Source organism: Leucobacter celer subsp. astrifaciens (genome assembly GCF_001273835.1).
Lineage (GTDB): Bacteria > Actinomycetota > Actinomycetes > Actinomycetales > Microbacteriaceae > Leucobacter > Leucobacter celer.
The window spans coordinates 1-26115 of the sequence record NZ_JHEI01000134.1 but is presented as its reverse complement, the minus strand read 5'-3'; the positions used below and the strand labels follow the sequence as shown (position 1 = coordinate 26115).

The following is a 26115-nucleotide window of genomic DNA, read 5'->3' as shown; positions in this document are numbered from 1 at the left end:
AGCTGTGCGCGCACTACGGTTTTGAAGGTATGCATGTGCGCGCCTGGGGAGCGCCGCGCGTGAGACAACTGGGATGGGCCGAGGGGGACGGTCCGTGGGGAACGTAAGGGAGCACTATGCTCAAGGGATCACGCGCGCTCGGTCGTGCTCGCAAGTTGCTCGGGATGGTCGCGTCGGCGGCCGTGGTCGCCACCTCGCTGGTGGTGGTCGGAGGCACGGTGACGGCAGCGCCCGCGCAGGCGGTGTCTCCGCCGCTCATCTGCGACGGCACCGTGGTCTACGCGAACAACGGGGCTGGGGACGTGCGCGCCTACAACGCCCAGACGGGTGATCGTCTCACCGACGGCGACTTCAACATCCCCGGCTTGGGGGGACGAGCCAACGGCCTCGCGATCGCCCACGGCGGTGCGACGGCCTACGCGATCACCAATAATGCTTCCGATGGCGGTGGCAACCGCCTCGCCGTCTACGACGTCATCAACGAGACCCTCGTGAGGACCGTCACCTCGCCGTTCTCCGAGGTGCTCCGCGGGGCGATCAACCCCGCAGACGGGCGCTACTACTTCGCCAGCGGCGGCGTGAACGCCACCATGGGCGTCTACGATCCCGACACCCAGACCGCGTACCAGGTCGGTACCCTGATGGGGCTGACCTCGGGCAACGGCGACTTCGCCTTCAGCTCCTCGGGCGAGCTGCTGATCGTCGCCGATACCGACATCTTCGTGCTGAACGCCGCCGATGTGCCCACCACGGCCTCGACGACGGCGCAGCTCCACCCGACCAAGATCGCGTCGATCGCCCCCAATTCCGGCAACGGCATCGCCTTCGGGGATATGGGCAACGCCTTCGTGTCGACGGGCGCGCTCATCGCCAAGGTAAACCCGGCGAACGGGCAGGGAGCCGCCGGCTGGTCGCTGAGCACACCGGGCTTCTCGGTGACCGACATGGCGAGCTGCGCGTACCCCAACATGATCACCCTCAAGAAGGACATCCCGAACGAGCGCTTCGCTGCCTCCGACGAGTTCCGGCTGCGCATCGAGGGGCAGGGATATCTCGGCGCTCCCGTCGGCGGCGTGCGACCCGGTTTCGTGTCCGGCGACACCAACGGCCCGGCCACCGGCGTGCAGTCGGTGTCGGCGGGCCCCGCGTTCGTCGCGGGCGGCGACAGCTTCACCCTCAGCGAGAGCGGCCTCAACGGCGCGAAACTGCGCAACTACGACATCTCCATGCACTGCGTCGACCACACCACGGGGGAGGAGATCTCCTCCACCGCGGTCGGGGACGCGCGCGACGGGGGTCCGTGGACCATCGGGCAGCCGACGAACCTGCAGGGCTCCGACGTCGTCTGCACGATCTCGAACGACCGCTCGGACATCACCCTGACCAAGACCACGGATCCCGATCCGGCGAGCTACAGTGCCGTGGGCGACACGATCACCTACGTGCTGCGCGCGGAGAACACCGGCCCGACGGCCCTCACCGAGGTGCTGATCACGGACCCGAAGCTCGGCGAGCTCGAGTTCTCGGAGTGGGCGGGCGCTCCCAACGCCTACGCGCAGACGCTGCAGCCGGGCGAGTGGGTCGAGTTCACCGGCACCTACACGGTGACGCAGGCCGACCTCAACGCGGGTGCGGTCGACAATACGGCCGGTGTGACCGGCAAGTCCCCCGCCGGCGACACCGTCGAGGACGAGGCCGAGCACACGGTGCTCGGTGCGCAGACGCCGGTGCTCGAGCTGCAGAAGGACGCGAGCAAGACGACCGGTGTGCTGGAAGGCGAGACCGTCACCTACACGCTCGTCGCCACGAACACGGGCAACGTCACACTGACCGACGTGACGATCGTGGACGGCCTCGCCGACGCGACGAACTTCCGCTACACCGACTGGCCGGGCCGCAGTGCGGAGAACCCCGCGCAGCCCACGACCTTCACCCTCGATCCGGGCGAGACCCTCACCGCCCAGGTCGACCTGGTGGTCACTCCAGCCCACGTCGTCGCCGGCAGCGTGCTGAACACCGCCACGGCGACCGGCACTCCGCCGACCGGTTCCGATGCGACCGGCACCGACACCGAGACCATCACCATCTCGAGCAATCCGGCGATTGCGATCGAGAAGTCGGTGGCAGCGGATACGACCTTCGCCGAAGAAGGCGATGAGATCGTCTACCACTTCGGGGTCGAGAACACCGGCGACGTCACGCTGACCGGTGTGAAGGTCATCGATCCGCTGCTCGGCGGTGAGATCTCTCTGGCCGGTGCGGTGTGGCCCGAGGGCGGAACGGCGGGCACGCTGAAGCCCGGCGAGAAGATGACCGTCAGCGCCACCTACACGTTGACGCAGGCGGATGTCGACAACGGGTTCGTCCACAATGCCGCGATGTCGCAGGGCGTTCCTCCCGGTGGAGACCCGAGCGATCCGATCGAGCCGGACGAGCCCGCCGAGGTGACCGTGCCCGGCCCGACACGCGACGCGCGGATCGACCTGGAGAAGACCGGCGTGCTCGATCCGTTCGAGGGAGAGACCCCGGTCGCCGGCGACACCGTGTCGTATACCCTCGTGGCCACCAACATCGGCAATGTGACGCTGACCGACGTCTCGATCGCGGACGGACTGCCCGGCTTCGAGGTCGCCGACACCGACTGGTCGGAGGCCACGGCGGAGGGAGTGCTCGCCCCGGGCGAGAAGGTGACGCTCACCGGCACCTACACGCTCACCCTGCAGGATCTCGGCGCGGGCGCCGTGGTGAACGTCGGCACGACGACCGGCACCCCGCCGAACGTGAAGGATCCCGCAGATCCGACCGCACCGGGTACCCCTGCGGACCCGGTGACCGATGAGGATCCCGAGACGGTCACCTACGAGCGCGATCCCAGGATCACCCTCGACAAGCGGGTGCAGGCCGACCAGGCCTTCGCCGAAGAGGGCGACACCGTCGTCTACGAGTTCATCCTGACCAACACCGGCACGACGAGCCTGACCGATCTCGCCATCACGGACGATCTGCTCGGCGCCGATGCGGAGTACACCTACCACTGGAGCGAGAGCGACGCCGATGCGGCGGGCACGCTCGAGCCCGGCGACTCGGTGCGCGTGACGGCCCCCTACGTGCTCACCCAGGCCGATGTCGACCGTGGCTGGGTCGCGAACGAGGCCGAGGCTGAGGGTACGCCGCCGCCGACCATCGACCCGGATGATCCGAACGGCCCCCGGATCCCCAGCGATCCGGTGACCGATGACGATCGGCATGTTGAACCGATCACTGCCGATCCCGAGTTGACGCTCGTCAAGACCGGCGTGCTCGACGACGGCGCCGTCGAGGGCGATACCGTCACCTACACCTTCACCGTTAAGAATGCCGGCAACGTCACCCTCACCGATGTCGAGGTGGTCGACCCGCTGCTGGGCGGCGCGGCGCTGGCGATTCCCGATGATGCATGGCCCGGCACCCCGGGTGTGCTCGCTCCCGACGCGTCGGTGACGTTCGCCGCCCAGTACACGCTGACGCAGGGTGATGTCGACGCGGGTGTGGTCCACAACACCGCGACCTCGCACGGCACACCGCCGCCGACGGTCGACCCCGAGGACCCGGAGAACCCGGAGCCGAAGGATCCGATCGACTCCCCGCCGGCCGAGGAGACGACCCCGCTGCCGAGCGCACCCGACATCGACCTGGTGAAGACCGCCGTCGTCGACATCGACGCGGATGCATTCCCCGAGGTCGACGACACGGTGACCTACACCTTCGTCGCGCGGAACGCAGGCAACGTCACGCTCACCGACGTGACGATCACCGATCCCATGTTCCCCGCGGGCATCACGATCGAGGACGAGGCGTGGCCGAACCGGGTGGGCACGCTCGCCCCGGATGAGTCGGTGACGGGTACCGCGACGCTCACGCTGACGCAGGAGCTCATCGACGCGGGATGGATCGAGAACACGGCCCACACGACGGGCACGCCTCCCGAGACCTACAACCCGGAGGATCCCGAGAGTCCGATCCAGCCGCCGAACCCCGAGGACACCGATCGCATCGTGACGGATCTCGACTCGAACCCTGCGATCCGGGTCGTCAAGTCCGGCGCGCTGGCGGGACAGGCCGAGGCCGACGAACTCGTGGACTACACGTTCACCATCACGAACACCGGGAATGTCACGCTCACGGATGTCGTGCTCGAGGATCCGCTGATCAGCGGGGATCCGATCGCGATCGATGACGCGGCGTGGCCGGATCCCGAGGCTCCCGGCGTGCTCCGTCCGCAGGAGTCGGTGATCGTGACCGCCCAGTACACGCTGACGCAGCAGGATCTGAACTCCGGATCCGTCGTCAACATCGCCTACGTCGAAGGCACACCTCCGCCCTCGACCGACCCGGAGAACCCGGAGGCGCCGCCGGTGCCGAGCCCGAAGGCGGACGACAGCGATCCGCACACGCTGCCGCTGCCCCAGAGCCCGGCACTGCAGCTGCAGAAGACCGGCGTACTCCAGGGAGAGCCCGTCGCGGGCAGCACGGTCGAGTACGGCTTCACGGTGACGAACATCGGCAACGTGACGCTGACGGATGTGCGGATCGACGATCCGCTGCCCGGCCTCGGCGAACTGCGCTACGAGTGGCCCGGCGACGCCGGCGTGCTGGCTCCGGGGGAGTCGGCGAAGGCGAAGGCCGACTACACGGTGACGCAGGCGGATGTCGATGCCGGACAGGTGAAGAACACGGCTATCGCCGAGGGCACGCCGCCCCCGACCGTCGATCCCGAGGACCCCGACACGCCGATCCCCAGCGAGCCGATCGACTCGCCCCCGGCCGACACGACCACGCCGCTCCCGGGGCAGCCCGGCATCGCGCTCACCAAGAGCAGCGAGCTGCAGGGACCCGCCGCGGTCGGAAGCGTGATCGAGTACACGCTGGTGGCGACGAACACCGGCAACGTGACGCTGACCGGCGTCAAGATCATCGACGAGCTGAAGGGTCTGAGCGAGCTGAGCTACTCGTGGCCCGGCTCCAAGGGCGTGCTGGCTCCCGGCCAGTCGGTCACTGCGACGGCCACGTACACCCTGACGCAGGCCGATATCGACGCAGGACAGGTGCACAACACGGCGACAGCCGAGGGCACACCGCCCCCGACGGTCAACCCCGACAACCCGGACGAGCCGATCACCTCCGATCCCGTCGACACCCCCGAGGTCGACAACAACACGCTGCTGCCAGCCGCGTCGCAGATCAGCCTGGAGAAGTCGGCCGAGCTGGGCGGTGGCGCCGGTGTCGGCGGTACGGTCGTCTACTCGTTCACGGTGACGAACGAGGGCAACACGACGCTGCGAGACGTGCGGATCGAGGATCCGCTGCCGGGCCTGAGCCCGCTGCGCTTCGAGTGGCCGGGCGAGCCCGGGGTGCTCCTGCCGGGCGAGTCCGCGATCGCGACGGCCGAGTACCGGTTGACGGCCGCCGACATCGAGCGCGGTTCCGTCGAGAACCACGCGGTCGCCTTCGGCACCGACCCGAACGGCACGGAGGTGGACGATTCCGACAGCGCGATCGTCGACTTCGGCCTGCTCTCGGCGACCGGCGGATCGGCGGGAATGCTGACCCTGCTCGGAGCCGCAGGGGCCCTGCTGCTCATCGCGGGAGGAGTGCTGCTGGTGCGTCGTTCTCGCAAGGAAGCCGCATGAGACTGACGAAGGCACTGGTCGCCGCCGCCACAGTCGTGGTGGCGGCGACCGCCCTCGTCGGCTGCACAGACGCCGAGGATATCGACGGCGGCGCACCGCAGATCGGTGCGCTCGACGAGAAAGTCGTCGACGTGCAGGCCGAACCGGGTTCGGTCGAGGGGTACGCCGGTGCGCTCGACGACTCCGAGGTCACGCGGTGCGAGTCTGCGGACGGCGCCCTGCAGGTGGCGGGGACCGTCACGAACCCCGAACCCGACGCCCAGGACTACCGCGTCTACGTGTCGGCGATGGACGGCGGCGATACCGCGGGCCTCGTGCAGGTCGACGTGACCGGTGTCGGGGCCGGCGAGACCGCCGAGTGGTCGACCGAGATGGCGATCGGCGGAGAAGGCCTCGAGTGCGTGCTGCGGGTCGAGAGGTTCGCGCCGCAGGGCTGAGTCTGCTGCTCGCTGCCTCGCCTCTTGCTGTCCCGCCCCTGCCGCTTCAGTCGTGCGTCTCGCGGCCCCGCAGCCGATCGATCTCGCGGCGCTCGCGCTTCGTGGGGCGCCCGGCGCCGCGATCCCGCAGCACCGCCGCTGGTCGCTCGACCCGCGGTGGCGGTGGCGGTGTGAGATCCTCGAAGTGCTGGGCGGCATCGGCGGCGCTGCCCCGCCGCACCGGCAGCCCGGTGACCTTGTAGATGCGGTCGAAGCCGTGCAGCCGCACGCGCACCTCGTCGCCCAGCCGCACGGGCTGGGCGGCCTTCGCCGTGACGCCGTTGACGCGCACGTGCCCCGCTCGGCAGGCCGTGGTGGCCTGGCTGCGGGTCTTCGCCAGGCGCACACCCCAGACCCAGGTGTCGACGCGCACGCTTTCGGCCATGCTCACGATCGTACCGGGGTCGGGGGTGGGGCCGGGGCGACGGAGCTCGCCGAGTGAGCGGAAATGGTTCGCGGATCGCGGATCCCGAGCCGTTTCCGCTCACTCGCGAGGTGCCGGTGGCTGCCGAGGCGATGCCGAGGATCGCGTGGAGCCTGAGAGGATGGAGGCATGAGCGCGGAGTACGACACCATTGCCGTGCCGGTCGAGGCCGAGATCGAGATCTCCCGCTCCCGCTTCATCGCTCGTCTCGAGCGGGTCTCGAACGAGGCGCAGGCGCGCGAGGTGATCGCGCGGGTGCGCGGCGAGCACCCCCGAGCGCGCCATCACTGCTCGGCGTTCGTGCTCGGCCATGACGGCCGTGTGCAGCGTTCGAACGACGACGGCGAACCCAGCGGCACCGCTGGCGCGCCGATGCTCGACGCCCTCGTCTCGTCAGGTCTCAGCGACGTGGTGGCCGTGGTGACCCGTTACTTCGGGGGTGTGCTGCTGGGCGCGGGCGGTCTCACCCGCGCGTATCGGGCGTCGGTGGCCGAAGCGGTGCTGCGCGCTCCGCGGGTGCGCCGCGGGATGCGTCGTGAGGTGGCGGTGACGTCGAGCTACGAGGCCGCACCGCAGATCGAGGCCGAGGCGAGGCGCCGCGGCTACGGGGTGGGCCTTGCGGACTACGGCGAACGCGTGAGGCAGCACTATGCGGTGGCCGAGGACCAGGTGGAATCGCTTGCGGCGCTCGCGGCGGAGTCGAGCGCCGGGGTGGCCGAGGTCGTGGTGGGCGACGCCGAATACGTGGATCTGCTGTGAACCGGGCAAAGATAAACCCCCGGTGGCCTGGGGGACAGGGCCGGGGGTGATCTTTCCTCGGCGGCGGGGGATTGCCGCTTCGGAGTGAGGTCTTCGGCCCGGGGGGAGTGGGCCTCTGACCGATATCGAGTGTATCGAGCGGGGTTGGAGATATGGGCTTCGGGGCCGCACCTTCACCCGGATCTTCACCCCGCCAAGCCGCTCCATGCAACGCGCAGCGTTGCGCACCCGCGGCTCAGAGGAAAGCGCATCGCGGTCTCCTGCTGCGGGTGCTGAGGCCACTGCCTCAGACGGCGCCGAGCGAAGAGCCGACGGGCCGCGCTGATCTCCCGGAGGGGGTGTCTGTCAGACGCGCGCGATACGCTTCTCGGGTGGACTTCTGGGCTGAGATCGTGGGGCAGGCCGATGCGGCGCGCGCGTTGCAGCAGGCCGCCGCAGCGGATGGATCGCCGGCGCACGCCTGGCTGATCACCGGCCCGCCCGGTTCCGGGCGCTCCAATCTCGCCTTCCGGTTCGCAGCCGCACTGATCGCCCGCAGCGAGGAGCAGCGCGACGCGGTGTACGAGCAGGTGCGGGCTCGCACGCACCCCGATCTCGGGGTGCTCACCACCCAGAAGCTGCTCATCGACATCAAGGCCGCCCGAGAGATCGTGACCACGGCGCACTACGCGCCCGCCGACGGCCGCTATCGGGTGATCGTCATCGAGGATGCCGACCGCATGCCCGAGCGCACCTCCAACGTGCTGCTCAAGGCCCTCGAAGAGCCCCCGGAGCGCACGATCTGGATCCTCTGCGCGCCCAGCGAGGCCGACCTGCTGCCCACGATCCGCTCGCGGGCTCGCTCGCTGCGGCTGATCACCCCGAGCGCGTCGGACATCGCAGGCCTGCTGCACGAGCGCGACGGCATCGACCCGCAGGATGCGGAGCGGGCGGCGCGGCTCGCCCAGAGCCACATCGGCATGGCGCGGCGTCTCGCGAGCGATCCCGAGGCGATGCAGCGTCGGGATCGCACGATCGGGGTCGCCCTGGGCGTGGGGACCCTCGGCGATGCGATGTCGGCCGCCGCCTCGCTCTCGGCGGTCGCCAAGGCGGACGCGGATGCGCTCACCGAGACGCTCGACGCGAAGGAGCGCGAGGAGGCCATGCGCAGTCTCGGCCTGGCGCCGGGCGCGGCGATCCCGCCCCAGATGCGTGCTCAGATGCGTGTGCTGGAGGAGGACCAGAAGCGACGAGCGACGCGCAGCCTGCGCGACGGGATCGATCGCATCCTCACCGATCTGCTGTCCCTCTACCGCGATGTGCTGCTGACCGCGCTGATCGCGGGCGAAGCGGGCGGCCTGCCCGATCGAGGCGCGACGGGCGCCTCCGACGGTGCGGGAGACTGGGCGCTGGAACTGGTCAACCGCGAGCAGCAGGCGCGCGTCGCCGAGCTGGCCGAGGGGTGGGGACCGCGCCGCGCGCTCGCCGCTGTCGATGCGGTCGAGACGGCTCGGGAGCGGCTCGGGCGGGGAATCACTCCCGGCCTGGTGCTCGAAGCGCTGTTCTCGAGCGTGCTCGTGGCCGGTGATCCTGCGTGAGCGAGACGGAGACGACCGCGCGGCGGCGGCCGTGGCGAGCGGTGGTCGCGATCCTCGCCGCCTGCGCGCTGGCGTTCTCGGGCTGCGGGATCCTGCCGCAGCTGCTGTCGGGGTCGGGCGGGTCGGCAGGACCGGGTCCGCTGCCCGCCGAACCCGGCGGAACCGTCGAGGCCTACGGGGCGCAGCAGCCGAACTGGGGCGACTGCGGGAACGGCATGCAGTGCGCCGATGTGCATGCGCCGCTCGACTGGGAGGATCCCGCCGGAGCGCGGATCAGCCTGCGCCTCGTGAAGCATCCCGCCACCGGGGGCGACCCGATGGGCACGCTCTTCGTGAACCCGGGGGGACCGGGGGCGTCGGGTGCGGAGTACATCGCGAACAGCATCGACTTCGTCATCCCGGAGACGGTGCAGCGCGAATACGATGTGATCGGCTGGGATCCCCGCGGTGTGGGGGCTTCGACGCCGGTGCGCTGCTTCGACGCGGCCGACATGGACGATTTCCTCTTCGGGCTCGGCGAGACCGGAGACCTCGAGGTCGGCAGTGACGAGTGGATCGCGGCCGCGCTCGACGAGTCCCGTGCTTTCGGTGCGGCGTGCGAAGAGGGAACCGGGCCGCTGCTCGGCCACGTCGACACGGCATCGACCGTGCGCGACCTCGACATGCTGCGCGCCATCGTGGGTGATTCCGCGCTCAACTACCTCGGCTTCTCGTACGGCACGTACATCGGTGCGCGCTACGCCGATGCGTTCCCGGAGCGCGTCGGCCGGCTCGTGCTCGACGGCGCCATGGATCCGACGACCGAACTCGCCGATGTGGTGCGGGAGCAGACCCGCGGCTTCGAGCTCGCGCTGCGTGCGTACACGACCGACTGCCTGCAGCGGCGCGGGTGCCCGCTGAGCGGCACTGTCGACGACGCGATGGCGAGCATCGGTGCACTGCTGGATCGCGTCGACGAAGAGCCGCTGCAGGGCTCCGACGGGCGCATGCTCTCGGCGGGCACGATGCTCACCGCCATCATCACGCCCCTCTACGCGCAGAGCAACTGGAGATACCTCGATCAGCTCTGGGAGACGGTCGCGCAGGGCGACGCCGACGTGGCGCTCTCGCTCGCCGACTTCTACTACGACCGCGTCGACGGGCGGTACCTCAGCAACTCGACCGAGGCGTTCTCCGCCATCAACTGCCTCGACTACCCGGGTGGGCTGGATCCCGACCGCATGCGCGAGCAGGCGGCGGAGCTCGCCGACATCGCTCCCACGATCGGCCGCTTCCAGGGGTACGGAGACATCTCCTGCGCCGCGTGGCCGGTGCAGGGGGTGGCGGATCGCGTCGGCGTCACCGCTGCCGGCGCCGACCCGATCCTCGTCGTAGGCACGACCGGCGACCCGGCGACTCCCTACCGCTGGGCGGAGTCGCTCGCGCAGCAGCTCGAGAGCGGCGTGCTCGTCACCTACGTGGGAGAGGGGCACACCGCCTACGGGGAGAGCGACTGCGTCGATCGTGTGGTCGACGCCTATCTGCTCACGGGAGCCGTGCCCGCCGAGGATCCGCGCTGCACCTAGGGATCGAGAACGTCAGCGGCTTGCACTGCTGATCGAGCGAGCGCAGCGGCTTGCACCGCCGATTGAGCGAGCGCAGTGGCTTGCACTGCTGATCGAGCGAGCGCAGCGGCTTGCACTGCTGATCGAGCGAGCGCAGCGGCTTGCACCGCTGATTGAGCGAGCGCAGCGAGTCGAAATCGAGAACCCGCTCGTCCGGTCTCCGTGCTCCGCTCGAGCTGTGGCTCGCGCCCGTGATCCACGGGTCTCGAGGCGTACGGAACGACCCCCTCGGCGTGCTAAAGTATTTGCTTGTGTGCGAGAGCGATCCCGCACCGCGCCGCCTTAGCTCAGGGGTAGAGCAGTTCCCTCGTAAAGAACAGGTCGTCGGTTCAAATCCGACAGGCGGCTCTCACTCGAAGCCCCGGTCTCATCGGCCGGGGCTTCATCCGTCTCTGCGGGGTTCCGCGCCGGTCCGCCCCGCGCCCGATACGCCCCGCCGATCCGCCTCGCGCGCCAGTAGTTGTCACCTCGCCGCAAGTTTGGTGACAACTACTGACGCGCGGGTGCCGGGTGCCGGGTGCCGGGTGCCGGGTGGTCGGCTCCGCGTGGGCGCGGCCGGAGCACGGCGAACCGTCGCATAGGCTATGGGAGTGACCGCAGACCCGACCACCGCGACGGCCCGGCCCGCCTCGAAACCGCGCATCCCGGTGTGGGACAACGCCCGCTTCCTGCTGATCGTGCTCGTCGTGGTCGGCCACGCCATATCGACGGTGCGCGGTGACTCCCCGCTCAGCTTCGCGCTGTACGCCTACATCTACCTCTTCCACATGCCGGCGATGATCCTGCTCTCCGGCATGTTCTCGCGGGCCGAGTCGTCGCCCAAGGTGATCCGCTCCACCATTCAGCTGGTCGTGATCTGGCTGACGTGGGAGGCGATCTGGGCCGGGATCCACTTCGCCGTCGAGGAGAAGACACCGGGGCAGAACTTCCTGGTCTCGCCGGCGTGGACGCTCTGGTTCCTCGTGACGCTCGCGACCATGCGCATCCTGCTGCCCTACATCGCGATGCTGCGATGGCCGCTGCTGACCTCGATCCTCATCGCGCTCGTGTCCGGCATCCTGCCCGCGGTCGGCACGCAGTTCTCGGCTTCGCGCACACTCGCCTTCCTGCCGTTCTTCGTGGCGGGCTGGCTGGTCCGCGAGCGGGGCTGGCTCGATGGGCAGTGGTTCGTGCGCCCGTCTCGCGGTGCGCTCGTCGCCGCGTGGACGGCACTCGCCGCGCTGGCGCTCGCGTTCGCGCTGGCCCCGGGGCTGCGCGGGTTCTGGCGCATCGACAGATGGCTGACCTGGCGCGACGACTACACCTGGCTGTTCGCGAACGCGCCCATCGGCGACTGGGTCCCGGATCGGTGGGGCTGGGTGATGCTGGGCGGCGCGGGCGTGACCGCGGTGCTGATGGCCGTCGCGGCGGCGCTGACGCTCGCACTGCTGATCGTCACCCCGCGGCGGCAGGGGGCGATGACCGTGTGGGGATCCCGGACCCTGTACGTGTATCTGCTGCACGGGCCGGTCATCTGGGTGCTCCGCGAGACGGGCGCCATCGATCGGATCGGCGAGCTGGGGGTTCCCGGCGTGCTGGCCATCGTCGCGCTCGGGATCGCGCTCGCGGTGCTGCTCTCGATGTCGTGGGTTCCGAAGGCCTTCAGAGCGGTCGTCGAGCCGCGTTTCGACTGGGTGCTGCGCCGCTCGTGATTTCGGGCGGGATCGCGTTCCGCGGGGATATTCGCGGCGTGCCGCACCCCGTGATTGTCGGAGGAACGCGGTACGTTCGGAGCAGGCACCCCGTCCTGGGGTGAACGAACCGAGGAGAGGCCATGTCGCAGGGCGCTGCAGTGTCTCGCGATCACCGTGGCGCGCGTCGCGCGGTCCGTATCGCGGCGCTCCTCGTCGCCACCGGGCTGCTCGCCGGCTGTGCGCAGATCCCGCCGGTCGCGGGCTGGTCTCCGCCGACCTGGGCCGAGGCCGCCGGCGCGCAGCTCGCACCCGGTGATGCCCAGCCCGACGAGGCGGATACGGCAGGTGGAGCCGACCCCGCCGAAGACGCAGGAGCCGGTGGCTCACTCGCTCCGTCGGCCTCCGAGCTCGGCTTCATCGAGCGGCGCGTGCGCAACGACCACACGCGGTTCCACGCGCGATACGTCGAGATCCCGGGCTGGCACCTCTTCAACGTGCGGGTGTCGGATCTGCTCCGGCAGCAGATCGCGGCGACCGGCGGCACGTTCACGCCCGAGGTGTTCCCCGTGGCGGCAGGACTGTCGAACGCCGGGTGCGTGCAGGGGGCCGCGAGCTGGCCGAGCGAACGGCTGCTCACCGACCCCGAGACCGCGCCCGTGGACGGGGCGGGTGTGGCGGTTGTCTGCGATGTGACGGCGGCGTTCGGCAGCTACGTCGGCGTGGCCATGCGCACGGTGGCGGGGAGCTCGGCCGGGGTGACGCGGGACGAGACCGTCACGTTATACACCGAGCTGACGACGGGCGAGGTGCACGAGGATCGCGATCTGTGGACCGCCGAGGCCGCCGGAGAGCTGTGGCGGAGCGCCGCCGAACTGCTGCGCCGGGACGCCGGCGGGCTGAGCGCTGCGCCCCTGGACGAGCCGGCCGAGGATCAGCTCGCGCTCGCGCAGCGCGCGCTCGAAGCCGCGCAGCTCGGCGAGAGCGGCGCCCGCTTCACCCTTCCCGCAGGCATCGCGGCGCCCGAGCTCGCCGGTCTGGGTATCGAATCGACCCCGGAACCCACGGTGATCGACGTCGACGCCGACACGGTCGCGGGATGGACGAGCGAACTCGGCGCGGCCATGCACGCGCAGCGCGGCGCTCCCTTCGCCGGTTTGCCGGAGTGGAACGCCGGCCAACCGATCGACTGCGGATTGCACGCGTGCGTGGCGGTGACCTACGACGACGGGCCGTCCGAGTACACGGGGCAGCTGCTCGACACACTGCGCGCGGAGCGGTCGGCGGCCACCTTCTTCATGGTGGGCGCTTCGGTCCGCTCGATGCCCGAGATGGCGCAGCGGGTCGCGGCCGAGGGGCACGAGATCGCGAGCCACACCATGACCCACCCCGACCTCACGACCCTCTCCGCGGCGAAGGCTCGCAAGGAGGTGCTCGACGTCGAGAAGCTGCTGGGCGACCTCACCGGGCGCACCGTCACGATGTATCGCCCGCCCTACGGAGCGCTGAATCAGAAAGTGCTCGACGCCGTGGGCCAGCCCGCGATTCTCTGGTCCATCGACACGCTCGACTGGAAGAAACCGGGCCGCGAAGAACTGGTGCGGCGCTCGGTCGGAGCGGCCGACCCGGGCGACATCATCCTCTTCCACGACATCCACGCCGAAACGGTCGAGAACGCGGACGTGGTCATCCGCGGGCTCCGGGATCGCGGCTTCACGCTCGTGAGCGTGACGCAGCTCTTCGACGGCAAGGTTCCGAAGGGGCGGGTGTCGAAGGGATGAGCAGACGGAGCGAACGGAAGCGCGCGGCACTCGCGCACGTCGTGGTGGATTCCGCCGAGCCGCAGCCGGCGCCGGAGGATCAGGGGCCGCGGCGGCCCGGCCGCGCCCGCCGCTGGGTCACCGCGGTGGTGCTCACGCTGCTGCTGCTCGTGGTCGCCGCGATCGCCTACGCCGTCACGTTCGGCCCTGAGCAGTACGCGAAGCTGCAGGCGGAGACGACGGACGGCGCGCGCCCGGTCGAGGTGGGCGATGCGGTGACGGTTCTGCCCGAGCGCGATTGGGTGGTGCAGCCGCTCGTGCGCGATCTCTTCGAGTGGCCGCCGCTCCCGCCGCTGAAGGACTGGTCGGTGCTGTTCGACGAGCAGAGCGGCGTGCTGCTGCTCTCACCCGACCAGCGTCTGCGGGTCGAGCTCGATGTGCTGCAGGGGTCGAGCGAACGTGCAGCGCTGGCATGGTTGCGCGAGGAATCCCGGGCGATCTCCTCGAGCGAGGCCGCGGAGGGGAACGAAAGTCCCTCGGTGCGTACCGAGACGCTCGCCTCGGGGTTCGGCCTGCGTCACGTCGACGGGCAGGAGCGGATCGCCGCCGTCGTCGACACGGGAGCGGGCATGCTCACCCTGCGGGTCGATGCCGGCGGGGATCCGATCGACCCGTACCGGCCGGTCATCTCCGCCCTTCTCGAGAGCGTCGGTGCGCTGCCCCAAGACTGAGCGAGGCGCGCGGAGACGAGTCGAAGCCCGGGCTCTGCCGCTGGTGGAGCGGAGCGCAGCGAAGTCGAAACCAAGGTCTCCGAGACTCGGGGGTTTCGACTCGCTTCGCTCGCTCAACCGGCGTTTTCCTCGGGCACCAGCAGCTGGTGCTGCGCGAGCTCGCGGTAGAGCGGCGTCGAGTCCAGCAGTTCGCTGTGGGTGCCCTCGCCCACCACCCGGCCGTCGTCGAGCACCACGATCTTGTCGGAGTCGACCACCGTCGAGAGACGGTGCGCGATCACGATCAGGGTGCGCCCGGTGGCGACCGAGTCGAGCGCGTCCCGCATGAGGCGCTCGTTGACGCCGTCGAGGCTGGCCGTCGATTCGTCGAGCAGCAGGATCGGCGGCGCCGTGAGCAGGGCGCGAGCGATCGCGAGGCGCTGCTTCTCGCCGCCCGACAGCATGATGCCGTTCTCGCCCACCTGGCTGTCGAGCGCCACCGAGAGCTCGGCGTCGGAGAGCGCGCGGGCCGAGGAGGGCGGCGCGTCCGGATCCCCGGCGACGGCTCCCTGCGACCGCTCGGCCGACTGCGCCGAGCGGTCCAGCAGTCCGCCGAGATTCACCGCGCGCAGCACGCGTTCGCAGGCGGCGTCCGAGGCATCCGGTGCTGCGATGCGCAGGTTGTCGCGCAGGCTGCCGGCCAGTACGGGGGCGTCCTGCTCCACATACCCCAGCTGTGCCCGCACCTCGGCGCGGTCGAGGGTGCGCAGGTCGGCGCCGTAGAGCGAGACCGCACCCTGATCAGGGTCGTAGAAGCGCTCGATCAGCGCCAGAATCGTCGACTTGCCCGCACCGGAGGGCCCCACCAGCGCGATCCGAGATCCGCGGGACACCTCGAAGCTGACCCCGTGCAGCACCGGCGTCGAGATGATCTTGGTGGGGGCGGCCTCGACGTCGCGTCGCGAGGCACCGCGCCCGCTGCGCACGAGTTCGCGGGCATCGGCGCGCTCCGGCGCGGCTGAGCGATAGGTGAAGTGCACGTCGGCGAAGCGGATCGCGGCGGCGTAGTCGAGCCCCGAATCGGCGAGCGGCTCCACCCGGCCGAGCGGCGACAGCTGCTGGTCCTGATCGGTCTCGGTGGGCAGCGCGGTGATCTCCTGGATGCGGCCGAGGGCGCCGAGCGCCTGGTTCACGGCCGAGATCGCGCCGAAGGCCTGGCCCAGCGGCATCACCATGAGGAACAGGAAGATGATGAAGGTGACGAGCTGCGCAATGGTGATCGCGCCGGTCGCGACGCGGAACCCGCCGATGCCGAGCACGGCGAGGAAGGACACCTGCATCGCGATGAACGACACCGGAACGATGAACGCCGAGATGCGGGCCACCCGGATCCCGAGCCGATACGCCTCGGTCGCCTCCCCCTCGATCTCCCGCTGCTCCCGCTCGGCCGCGCCGGCCGCGCGGATCGTGCGCACGGAGCCGATCGCGCGATCCACCGCTGCCGCGAGATCGCCCACCTTCTCCTGGGAGCGCGCGACGGCCGGGCGGATCCTCGCCGAGAGCGCCACCACGACCACGATCGCCACGGCGACCACCCCGAAGGTGACCGCGAAGAGCAGCGGGTCGATGACCAGCATGCCGATGAGCGCGCCCACGAACAGGAGGGCTCCGCCGACGGCCTCCACGAGACCCTGCGTGAGCACGGCGCGCAGCAGGGTCGTGTCGCTGCCCACGCGCGACACGAGATCGCCCGTGCGACGTCGATCGAACTCGGAGATGGGCAGGTGCAGGATCTTGGCGATGAGCCGCTTCCGGCTCGACAGCACCACGCCCTCGCCCATGCACTGCAGCAGGTAGTGCTGGTAGCTGTTGAGCAGGGCGCTCACGAGCACGAGCGCGACGAGCACCCAGAGCAGCCCTCCGAGCGGCAGGGATTGCTGCACGCGCTCGATGACCGAGCCGACGAGCAGCGGCTGGGCGAGCGAGGCGAGCGCCCCGAGCACGCTGAGAGCGGCGATGAAGAGCAGCTTGCCGCGCTGTTCGAAGAGATATGGCAGCAGCTGCTTCAGCGTCGCGCGCGGCCCGCGGGGAGCGGCGCCTCGCGAGGACCGGGGGATGGGCACGGTATCGTTCGCGATGTCGTCTGAGCTGTCGGCCACGGCCACAACTCTAAGCCAGGACGCCTGGTAAAGAGCCGCGCCGGAGGCACTGCCCGACGGGGCGGCCTAGGCTGGAATCCGGAGACGAGGAGCGCGATGACACGGTGGATCGACACGATGTTCGTGCGCGGCGGCACGAGCAAAGGACTGATGTTCGAAGCCGCGGCTCTGCCCGGCGGGCTCGCGCTGCCCGGAGATGCCGCAGCCGATCCGGTCGCGCTGGGCGAGCGCGACGAGATCCTGTGCGCGGCGCTCGGCTCGCCCGACCGCTTCGGCCGGCAGCTCGACGGCATGGGTGGCGGCGTCTCATCGCTGTCGAAGGCGATGATCGTCGACCGATCGGAGCGGGCCGGGATCGATCTCGACTACACCTTCGCGCAGGTGTCGGTCGGCGAGGCCGCGGTCGACTACGCGGGCAACTGCGGCAACCTGTCGTCGGCCGTGGTGCCCTTCGCGCTCGCCGCGGGGCTCATCGTGCGGGGCGATGGTGCACAGCGGTTCGCGCTCTGGAACACGAATACGCGGAAGCGGGTCGACGTGCGACTCACGGTGCAGAACGGATACGCCGCGGTGCAGGGAGGGCTCGCGATCCCGGGAGTCGCCGGCTCGGGATCGCCCATCGAGCTCGTCTACCCGGACCCGGGAGGGAGCCGCACCGTCGGCCTGCGACCGACCGGCCGCTCGCTCGACGAACTCGAGGTCGACGGCCGTACGGTGCGCGTCTCGCTCGTAGACGCCACGAATCCGCTCGTGCTGGTCGCCGCGGCCGATGTCGGCGTCACGGGAGCCGAGCTCCCCGTCGAGCTCGATGCGAACTCCACGGCGATGCGGCTGCTCGAGCAGCTGCGCCGCGCGGGAGCGGTGCGGATGGGGCTGTGCGACGACCCGGAAGCGGCGCCGCTCGCGGTGCCCAAGGTGGTGGTGATCGGCCCCGCCGCGGCGTCGAGGCTGCTGGACGGCGGCGAGTTGCCGGTCTCGGATGTCGACGTGCTCGCCCGCACGCTCTCGATGGGGCGCACGCACAACGCGATCCCCGGTACGGCGGCCATGTGCCTCGCCGCCGCCTCCGAGATCTTCGGCAGCGTCGTGGCGGAGGCAAAGGCCGCAACTGATGCCGCACGCCCGGCCGGGGTGCTGCGCATCGGCACGCCCTCGGGGGCCGTGACCGCCGGAGCGGTGGTGGCCCACTCCCGCACCGCCGATCCCGCGCTCAACGTGCCGCGCGCCATCGAGACCTCGCTGGCGCGTACCGCGCGGATCCTTATGCGCGGATCGGTGGCAGTGGAGACGCGCTCTGCCCGCGCTGCGGACTGAGATTCTCGGACGCCGGGGAGCGAGAGCGGCTCGCGCAGGGCGCCCGGGGCCGGTTCGGATCCGGGTCGCCTAACTCCAGTCGAAGGTGAGTACAGCGGTGCGGGTCTCGGGTTCGAAGAACAGCAGGATGGCGTCGGCGCCCTGGCTGCGCCACGGGTAGCCCGCGGTGCTACCCACGTAGGTGAACGGGCGCCCATCCTTCAGGCGCAGCAGGGGCGTGCCGGGATCCTCTTCGTCCAGCGCGCAGGCCGGTGGCGGCGGAAAACTCGCCCAGTTCCCGTAACCCGGCTCCCCTCCGAGTTCGTCGAGGAGTGCGATATCCGTGCCCCAGCCCTCACGCTGCTGAGTGGGATCCTCCTCATCACCCCACACGAGCGCGCCGAGCCGTTCCCACCGCGATTTCGTTCCCGCGAACTCCGCGGCCGCATCGGCGTAGACCTCGCGCAGCGATGCGGGCACGGCCCCTCCGGCCTGCTCGAACGCCTCGATCTCGAAGAACGATCGCTGCCCGAGGAACCGATAGCGCCCATCAGGCTCGACGCGAAAGGAGATCCAGTTCTCGCCGACGAAATCATTGTGGTGAGCCGCTGTCGATGTACCGAGCAGACCGGCTTCGGGCTCCACCGGACTCAGCAGGTGCACACGACCGCCCCACGACGGATCGAAAGCGCTGAGCTCGATGGAGACCAGCGGGTGCAGCACCCTTGCGAGCCAGCGCTGATCAGCAGGAAAGACCGTGGCCGGGTCCGGCAGCACCGAGATCCGTGGATCCGTGGTCGAGATCTGCTCCCCCTCTCGGCGCTCGCGGATCGACTCGGCATTGGCCGGTAGCGGCCGAACATCGGGTCCGGGATCCGCTGCCGACTCGGCCCCGATACCCCAGGACGCCTCGAAAGCCTCTGCCGAGCCGCGGATCTCGTGCTCGGCTCGGGCAATCAGCTCGCGGGCCTCGTCCTCATTCGCGGCGGCGATCTCGGCGATGACCTCGTGATCGTCGAGCCTGCGGATGACGACGTGCCCGATAGGGCCGACTCCTGCGCCCCAAGAAGAACGGTACGAGATCTCGTACAGGGTATCGGCGGCGATGCTGCTCACATCTCAGATCCTATAGTCGCCCGCTTTCCAGCTCGTCGCCGGGTTCGAGCAGGGTCGCCGGAGAGCTGACGGCACTGCTTCGGGCCGCTCCTCCATTACCTCGCTTCGTACTTCTACGCCAGCCCGGTCTCGCGGATGCGACGTGCGGTGACTGCGAGATGCAGTGCGGCCTCTGCGGCCTCCCGCCCCTTCGACTCGGGCGCACCGGGGCGGCCCGAGCGGTCGAGCGCCTGCTGCTCGGTGTCGGTCGTGAGCACGCCGAAGCCGACGGGCTTGCCGGTGTCGAGCTGTACCCGGGTGAGTCCGTCGGTGACCGCGTTGCAGACATAGTCGAAGTGGGGCGTGCCGCCCCGGATGATCACGCCCAGGCAGATCGCGGCGTCGAAGCCGCCCCCGCCCGCGTTCGCCGGGGTCAGCGCCGCCTGTGCCGCCAGCGGCAGCTCGAAGGCCCCCGCGACGCGGAACAGCCCGTGCTCGGCGCCCGCCTGTGCGAGCGTCTCCCGGGCACCGTCGATCAGCGACGACATGATCTCCTCATGCCAGCTGCCTGCGATGACGGCGACACGCAGATCGCTCGCATCGACGGTGAGGTTCGGGGCTCCAGCTCCGCTCATGATGGCTGCTCCTTCAATGGTGGTCGTTCCGCTGCCGCTGCACGGCACGCGGAGTCTCGGGTGGGGAGGGTCAGGCGCCGCGCACGTCGCCGGGCAGTTGGTGACCCATGCGATCGCGCTTGGCCGAGAGGTAGCCGATGTTCTGCTCGGTCACTCCGACGAGCAGCGGCACGCGCTCGGTGATCTCGATGCCGTGGGCCCGCAGCTGCGCCACCTTGTCGGGGTTGTTGGTGAGCAGCCGAACGCGGTCCACGCCGAGGTCGGCCAGGATCTCGGCCGCGGCCGAGTAGTCGCGGGCGTCGGCGGGCAGCCCCAGCTGCAGGTTGGCGTCGAGCGTATCGAGGCCCTGCTCCTGCAGCTGGTAGGCCCGGAGCTTGTTGGCGAGGCCGATGCCTCGACCCTCATGCCCGCGGAGGTATATGACGATGCCGCCGCGCTCGTTGACGAGGCTCAGCGCAGCGTCGAGCTGCGGCCCGCACTCGCACTTGAGCGAGCCGAAGGCCTCGCCGGTGATGCACTCCGAGTGCACACGCACGAGCGCCTCGGCGCCGGGGAGAGCGCCCTCCGGGGTCGGAGCGACGAGCGCGATGTGGTCGACCCCGATGCGCCGATCGCGGTAGGCGAGAGCCCGGAACTCGCCGTGCTCGGTGGGCAGCAGCGTGTTGGCGCGCAGGCTCACGCTGCGGTGGAGCTGCGCGTCGGCGACCGGCTGGGCGGGCGAATGCTCGTTCAGGTATGCGATGAGGCGCTCGATGGTGATGACCGGCACGTTCTCCCGCGACCCGAGCTCGAGGAGCTCGGGCAGGCGCATCATCTCGCCGTCGTCGGCCACGATCTCGGCGATCACGGCGACGGGGCGCAGACCGGCGAGCCGCATGAGTTCGACGCTCGCCTCGGTGTGGCCGTCGCGTGCGCGCACGCCTCCGTCGACGGCGCGCAGCGGCAGTATGTGGCCGGGGCGGCGCACGTCGCCCGGAGCGGCGTTGAGGTTGGCGAGGGCCTTCACCGTGGTGGCGCGATCGCTCGCGCTGATCCCGGTCGTCACGCCGTGGGTCGCGTCGACCGTCACCGTGTATGCCGTTCCGCGTACGTCCTCGTTGGCCTCGACCATCATCGGAAGCTCGAGCTGATCGGCGATCTCGTTCGTCATCGGCGCGCAGAGCAGGCCGGAGGACCGCTGCACGGTCCAGGCGATCGTCTCCGGCGTCGCGAGTTCGGCGGAGAGGATCACGTCGCCCTCGTTCTCGCGATCCTCGTTGTCGGCGACGATCACGGGGCGACCGGCCTTGATCGCGGCGACGGCCTCTTCGATGGTGGAGATGCCAGGGGTGGTGCTGGGATCACTCATGACGGGTTCCCTTCGGTGGTGGGGACGGAGTTCTCGGAGACGGCGCCCAGGCGCAGCATGCGGGCGACGTGGCGCGCCAGAATGTCGGTCTCGACGTTGACCCGATCGCCGAGTCGCAGACCCCCGAGTGTCGTGGCCGTGAGCGTCTCGGGGATGAGGGAGACCTCGAACCACTGCTCGGGATCCTGCTCAGCCGCGATCGCGGAGACGGTGAGCGAGACGCCCGAAAGCGTCACCGACCCCTTGTCGACGAGCAGGGGCGCCAGCTCGGGGGAGAGCGAGAACCGCAGGGTCCGCCAGGCCTCGTGCGGCGTCACCGAGAGCAGTTCGGCCGTGCCGTCGACGTGGCCCTGCACGATGTGCCCGCCCAGCCGGGTGTCGATGCGCACGGCACGCTCGAGGTTGACGGCGCTGCCCGGTTCCAGGCCCCCGAGCGTGGACATGCGGATCGACTGCTGCATGACATCTGCGGTGAAAGCGCCGCGGCCGTCGGGTGCCGTGCTGCGGTCGATCACGGTGAGGCAGACGCCCGAGACGCAGATCGAGGCGCCGTGCGTCGCGTCCGAGGTGACGAGCGGCCCCGCCACGGTGAGGCGCAGCGAGTCGCCGACCGGTTCGACGGCGACGATCTCGCCGATTTCCTCGATGAGTCCGGTGAACATGGATCAGCCCTCCTCGGGTGTGGTGGTGGAGTCCTGGACGATGGCGGCCTTGATGAGCAGGTCGGCACCGAGCTGCACGGTGCGCGAGACGCGCAGGCGCTTGATCCCGCCCATGCCGCCGATACCCAGGTCGCCGAGTGCGAGACGCGGGCCGCCGAGCAGGGCCGGGGCGAGGTAGACGAGGATCTCGTCGGCGAGCCCCGCTGCGATGAGCGCGCTCGCGACGGCGGGGCCGCCCTCGACGAAGAGACGCCGGAAGCCCTGCGCGTGCAGTTCCGCGAGGTCGCCGGCGAGGTCGTCGCCGGTGAGGCGCAGCGGGGCGTCGAGGCCGCGGGCGGCGAGGGCGGGGTGCTGCAGCACGCGGGCGCCGTCCGGGATCGGGCGGTGACCGAGCACCACCGGCACCGGCTGCTCCGCCGCGGGTACGAGCAGGCCGCCGTGCTCGGCCCGGGCCGTCAGCGCCGGATCGTCGGCGATGAGGGTGCCGGTGCCCACGAGGATCGCGTCGGCCTCGGCGCGGCGCCGGTGCACGTCGGCCCGGGCGTCGACGCCGGTGATCCACCGGCTCGAGCCGTCTGCCGCCGCAGCTCGTCCATCGAGCGTCTGCGCCCACTTCACCGTGACGCGAGGACGGGGGAGCGCTCCGCCGGTCGGATCGCCGGTTGAGCGAGCCGCAGGCGAGTCGAAACCGGATTCGGCCTTGGTTTCGACTCGCTCCGCTCGCTCAACCGGCGGGGCGGCCTGCCGAGCGAGCCACGGCCCCAGCACCGTCCGGGCCTCGCCGGGCAGCACGCCGCCGCGCACCTCGGTTCCGGCCGCGCGCAGGGTGGCGGCTCCACCGCCGGCGTCGGCACCGGGGTCGGCGAGCGCGTAGGCGACGGCGCCGATCCCGGACTCGGCCAGCGCGACCGAGCAGGGCCCGGTGCGTCCGGTGTGGTTGCAGGGTTCGAGGGTCACGACGGCGGTGAGCTCGCCGGCTCGGGATCGCCACGCGTCCGGTAGCTGCGCCAGCGCGTCGATCTCGGCGTGCGGGGTGCCAGACCCCCGATGCCACCCCTCGGCGACGATGCGTCCCTCGGGATCGAGCAGCACGCAGCCGACCTGCGGGTTCGGATCATCCGTGGGGCCCCGGCGCGAGATGAGCAGCGCTCGACGCATCGCGTCTTCGATGTACGCCTGCTCGAGCATCCCGTTTCGCCGTTCTTCCGTGCTGCAACCGGGGTGCTACAACGGGTCTCCGCGTGCGCGGAAACCCACTGTTCCTCTCATCCAGACTCGACCGCGACTCTCGTCGCGGCCATCACTGTCGGCACCGGAGTCTCACCGGTTCGGCCTCGCAGGTGCGAGGTTCGCGGGCTATACCGCCGGTTCGGATTCTCACCGACCCCGGAACATGCTGTCCATCCTACTCCTGCGAATCTCGCGGCGCTCGCATGTGCCGCTCTGTTACGTCGGGCCTTCCCGCATCAAGTCGCCCGCTGAGGGAGGGATCTCGCGGGAGCTTCCGCGGTTCCGGCCCCGTTTCCCTTGCCTATGGCGACTCTCGAGTCCAGCAGGGGATCGGGATCCCGGTGCGCCCGCCCCGCCTATCGGAAGGCCGGAATGACCTGCTCGATGAAGAGCTCGAGGGACCGCTTCTTCTCCTCGTGGCTCAGCGAGTTGTCGTTCCAGAGGCTGTACTCCGTGACGCCGAGCGCCTCGTAGCGGCGCAGCCGCTCGACGACTTCCTCGGGGGTGCCGATCATCGCGGTGCGGTGCAGCGAATCGAGGGAGAACTCGGGCTTGTCGGCGAAGACCTCCTCCGGGGTCGGATCGAGGAAGCCGTTGACAGGGGTCTTCTTGTTGCCGAACCAGGCACCGAAGGTGCGGTAGAACTTGTTGATGCCGGCCGCACCGATCTTCCAGGCCTCGGGCTCGTCGGGCGAGTGCACGTAGGTGTGGCGCAGCACCATGATGTCGGGGCGTTCGGCCACCTCGGGATGGTTGGCGATCGCGGTCTCGTACTTGTTCACGAGATCCTCGACTTCTTCGTCGCCCTTCATGAGCGGGGTCACCATGACGTTGGCGCCGTTCGCGACTGCGAAGTCGTGCGACTCGGGGCTGCGAGCCGCGACCCACACAGGCGGGTTCTTCTGCACCGGCTTCGGCACGCTGGTCGAGGTCGGGAAGGAGAAGACCTCGCCGTCGTATGCGAAGTCGCCGTCCCAGAGATGGTTCACCGTGGCGACGATCTCGTTCATGGCCTTACCGCCGTCGGTGGCGGGCATGCCGCCGGCCAGGCGGTCGAACTCGAACTGATAGGCGCCCCGGGCGACGCCGAGCTCGGCCCGACCGCCGCTGATCACGTCGAGCAGTGCGATCTCGCCGGCCGTGCGGATCGGGTTCCAGAACGGCGCGATGATGGTACCGGCGCCGAGACGGATTTTCGAGGTGCGGGCGGCGAGGTACGCGAGCTGCGGGATCGGGTTGGGTGAGGCGGTGTACTCCATGGAGTGGTGCTCGCCGATCCACACCGTGCTGAACCCGCCTGCCTCCGCGAGCAGGGTCAGCTCGACGAGGTCGCTCCAGTGCTGCTGCTCGGAGACCGAACCGTCGTAACGCTCCATGTGGATGAAGAGTGAGAAACGCATGTGCTGCTCCTAGGTGTCCGTGGGTGGTTATCGCTGCGGCCCGGCAAGGCGCTCGGCGATCGTCTGATTGGTGCGGGACCAGTGCTCGTGCTCGACTTCGCGCACGAGCACGGTGATATTTTCGGGGGCGGCGTCGACGGTGCGTTCCGCGGCCCGGTGCACCGCGCCGATGAGAGCGCGCAGCTGCTCCGGAGTGCGGCCGCGGGCGATGGAGATGTCGATCAGGGGCATCTCGATCAGCCCCGCATCACGAACGGGTCGGCGACGGGGCCCTCATCGGTGTTGATCCACACGCTCTTGAGACGCGTGTACTCGTACATCGACTCGATGCCGTGCTCGATACCGACGCCGGAGTTCTTGAAGCCCTGCCGGGGCGACATGGGCGACATCGCACGGTAGGTGTTCACCCAGATGGTGCCGGCGTCGATGCGGCGGGCGAGCCGGTGAGCGCGTGCCAGGTTCTGCGTCCAGACGCCTGCTGCGAGACCGTACTCGGTGTCGTTGGCGAGCGCGACCAGTTCGTCTTCGCGCTCGAACGGCATGATCGCTGCGACCGGACCGAAGATCTCCTCGCGCACCACCCGCATGTCATTGGTGACATCGGTCAGCACGGTGGGTGCGTAGAAGTACCCGGGCAGTTCGAGCCCCTCGGGCCGGCCGCCGCCGGCGTGGACCGTAGCCCCCTCCGACGCTCCGAGCTGCACGTACGAGTCGACCTTGTCCAGCTGGCCGGAGAACGCGAGTGGGCCGAGCTCCGTCTCCTGCGCGAGCGGATCGCCGACCCTGATCGAACGAGCGCGCTCCGTGACGCGCTCGAGCAGCTCGTCGTACACCGACTTGTGGGCGAAGACTCGGCTGCCGGCGATGCAGGTCTGCCCGCCCGCTGCGTAGATGCCCGCGACCACGCCCATGGCGGCGTTCGCGACGTCGGCGTCTTCGAACACGATGTTCGGGCTCTTGCCGCCGAGTTCGAGGGTGCAGCCGATGAAGCGCGACGCGGCTTCAGAGGCGATGCGGGATCCCGTGGCCGTCGAACCGGTGAACGAGATCTTCGCCAGCGCGGGATGGCTCACGAGCGGGGCGCCGGCCTCGGCGCCGAGGCCGGTCACGACGTTGATGACGCCGGCGGGGAAGCCCGCCTCGAATGCGAGCTCGGCGAGGCGGAGGACGGTGCGAGAGGTGTACTCGCTCGGCTTGATCACCACCGTATTGCCCGCGGCGAGCGCGGGGGCGAGCTTCGAGGTGGTGAGTGTGAGCGGCGAGTTCCAGGGGGTGATGATGCCGACGACGCCGAGGGGCTCGCGCTGGGTGTAGTTGAGGATCTCGAGCGTGGTGGCGGGGATCTGAGAGCCCTGGACCTTGTCGGCGAGGCCGGCGTAATAGTAGTAGTACTCGGGAAGGGTGCGCATCTGCCCGCGCATCTCGCGCAGCAGCTTGCCGTTGTCGACGCTCTCGAGCATGGCCAGTTCGTCGGCGTTCTCACCGATGAGGTCTCCCAGGCGGCGCAGCAGGTGGCCTCGCCTGGTGGGGGTCAGGCCGGCCCATGCGGGGGACTCGAATGCGCTTCGCGCCGCTGCGACGGCTCGGTCCACGTCCTCGGCGGTACCGCGAGGGGCCTCGTAGAGCAGGGCGAGCGTGGCGGGG

19 protein-coding genes, 1 tRNA gene and 1 riboswitch are annotated in these 26115 nt (G+C 70.1%); of the genes, 10 read left to right on the top strand and 10 right to left on the bottom strand.

Annotation, left to right across the window (positions count from 1 at the left end):
• Positions 1–116 precede the first annotated feature (116 nt).
• A complete protein-coding gene (locus AMS65_RS04175) occupies positions 117–5669 on the top strand; it encodes a DUF7507 domain-containing protein (RefSeq protein ID WP_053382930.1) in 5553 nt (1850 codons plus the stop codon).
• Positions 5666–6106, top strand: coding sequence for a hypothetical protein (locus tag AMS65_RS04170; protein ID WP_053382929.1), 441 nt, complete (start codon positions 5666–5668; stop codon positions 6104–6106). The genes AMS65_RS04175 and AMS65_RS04170 overlap by 4 nt, the downstream gene beginning before the upstream one ends.
• 46 nt (positions 6107–6152) lie before the next feature.
• Here AMS65_RS04170 and AMS65_RS04165 read toward each other — a convergent pair whose 3' ends face one another.
• Complete coding sequence (locus AMS65_RS04165) at positions 6153–6530, bottom strand: RNA-binding S4 domain-containing protein (protein ID WP_053382928.1); 378 nt, start codon at positions 6528–6530, stop codon at positions 6153–6155.
• Between the two features lie 168 nt (positions 6531–6698).
• Here AMS65_RS04165 and AMS65_RS04160 point away from each other — a divergent pair, with 168 nt between their 5' ends.
• From AMS65_RS04160 to AMS65_RS04130, 7 genes are all read left to right on the top strand, one after another.
• Positions 6699–7328 (top strand): YigZ family protein, encoded by a 630-nt coding sequence (locus tag AMS65_RS04160; RefSeq protein ID WP_053382927.1) that lies wholly within the window; start codon positions 6699–6701, stop codon positions 7326–7328.
• Between the two features lie 371 nt (positions 7329–7699).
• A complete protein-coding gene (locus tag AMS65_RS04155) occupies positions 7700–8905 on the top strand; it encodes a DNA polymerase III subunit delta' (RefSeq protein ID WP_053382926.1) in 1206 nt (401 codons plus the stop codon).
• Positions 8902–10470, top strand: a complete 1569-nt coding sequence (locus AMS65_RS04150) for an alpha/beta hydrolase (protein ID WP_053382925.1) — start codon at positions 8902–8904, stop codon at positions 10468–10470. The genes AMS65_RS04155 and AMS65_RS04150 overlap by 4 nt, the downstream gene beginning before the upstream one ends.
• A gap of 315 nt (positions 10471–10785) precedes the next feature.
• Positions 10786–10857, top strand: a tRNA-Thr gene (locus tag AMS65_RS04145).
• A gap of 242 nt (positions 10858–11099) precedes the next feature.
• Positions 11100–12200 carry an acyltransferase family protein gene (locus AMS65_RS04140; protein ID WP_241489332.1) on the top strand — a complete coding sequence of 367 codons (1101 nt, stop codon included), beginning with the start codon at positions 11100–11102 and terminating at the stop codon, positions 12198–12200.
• Positions 12201–12322: 122 nt separating this feature from the next.
• A complete protein-coding gene (locus AMS65_RS19010) occupies positions 12323–13960 on the top strand; it encodes a polysaccharide deacetylase family protein (protein WP_053382923.1) in 1638 nt (545 codons plus the stop codon).
• Positions 13957–14670, top strand: a complete 714-nt coding sequence (locus AMS65_RS04130) for a hypothetical protein (RefSeq protein WP_053382922.1) — start codon at positions 13957–13959, stop codon at positions 14668–14670. Before AMS65_RS19010 ends, AMS65_RS04130 begins: the two co-directional genes overlap by 4 nt.
• 113 nt (positions 14671–14783) lie before the next feature.
• Here AMS65_RS04130 and AMS65_RS04125 read toward each other — a convergent pair whose 3' ends face one another.
• Positions 14784–16808: an ABC transporter ATP-binding protein gene (locus AMS65_RS04125; protein WP_394324717.1), complete on the bottom strand. Its 2025-nt coding sequence runs from the start codon at positions 16806–16808 to the stop codon at positions 14784–14786.
• A gap of 96 nt (positions 16809–16904) precedes the next feature.
• Here AMS65_RS04125 and AMS65_RS04120 point away from each other — a divergent pair, with 96 nt between their 5' ends.
• The gene (locus tag AMS65_RS04120) at positions 16905–18122 is read left to right on the top strand and encodes a PrpF domain-containing protein (RefSeq protein WP_053382920.1); all 1218 of its coding nucleotides are present in this window, start codon (positions 16905–16907) and stop codon (positions 18120–18122) included.
• 69 nt (positions 18123–18191) lie between these two features.
• Here the strand turns inward: AMS65_RS04120 and AMS65_RS04115 are convergent, their stop codons facing one another.
• The 8 genes from AMS65_RS04115 to AMS65_RS04080 all read right to left on the bottom strand — a co-directional run.
• Entirely contained in the window at positions 18192–19217 is a 1026-nt protein-coding gene (locus AMS65_RS04115) for a hypothetical protein (RefSeq protein WP_053382919.1), read from the bottom strand.
• Positions 19218–19330: 113 nt separating this feature from the next.
• On the bottom strand, positions 19331–19831 hold the full coding sequence (ribH, locus tag AMS65_RS04110; RefSeq protein WP_053382918.1) for a 6,7-dimethyl-8-ribityllumazine synthase: 501 nt from the start codon (positions 19829–19831) through the stop codon (positions 19331–19333).
• A 70-nt stretch (positions 19832–19901) separates the two neighbouring features.
• The gene (locus tag AMS65_RS04105) at positions 19902–21179 is read right to left on the bottom strand and encodes a bifunctional 3,4-dihydroxy-2-butanone-4-phosphate synthase/GTP cyclohydrolase II (RefSeq protein ID WP_053382917.1); all 1278 of its coding nucleotides are present in this window, start codon (positions 21177–21179) and stop codon (positions 19902–19904) included.
• Positions 21176–21841, bottom strand: a complete 666-nt coding sequence (locus AMS65_RS04100; protein ID WP_053382916.1) for a riboflavin synthase — start codon at positions 21839–21841, stop codon at positions 21176–21178. Before AMS65_RS04100 ends, AMS65_RS04105 begins: the two co-directional genes overlap by 4 nt.
• A 3-nt stretch (positions 21842–21844) precedes the next feature.
• On the bottom strand, positions 21845–23029 hold the full coding sequence (locus AMS65_RS04095) for a bifunctional diaminohydroxyphosphoribosylaminopyrimidine deaminase/5-amino-6-(5-phosphoribosylamino)uracil reductase RibD (protein WP_053382915.1): 1185 nt from the start codon (positions 23027–23029) through the stop codon (positions 21845–21847).
• A gap of 65 nt (positions 23030–23094) precedes the next feature.
• Positions 23095–23239: riboswitch (FMN riboswitch) on the bottom strand.
• Between the two features lie 188 nt (positions 23240–23427).
• Positions 23428–24471 carry an LLM class flavin-dependent oxidoreductase gene (locus tag AMS65_RS04090; RefSeq protein ID WP_053382914.1) on the bottom strand — a complete coding sequence of 348 codons (1044 nt, stop codon included), beginning with the start codon at positions 24469–24471 and terminating at the stop codon, positions 23428–23430.
• Positions 24472–24498: 27 nt separating this feature from the next.
• Entirely contained in the window at positions 24499–24702 is a 204-nt protein-coding gene (locus tag AMS65_RS04085) for a tautomerase family protein (RefSeq protein ID WP_053382913.1), read from the bottom strand.
• A 5-nt stretch (positions 24703–24707) separates the two neighbouring features.
• Positions 24708–26115, bottom strand: a 1408-nt coding sequence (locus AMS65_RS04080; protein WP_053382912.1) for an aldehyde dehydrogenase, incomplete at its 5' end; no start/stop codon positions are given.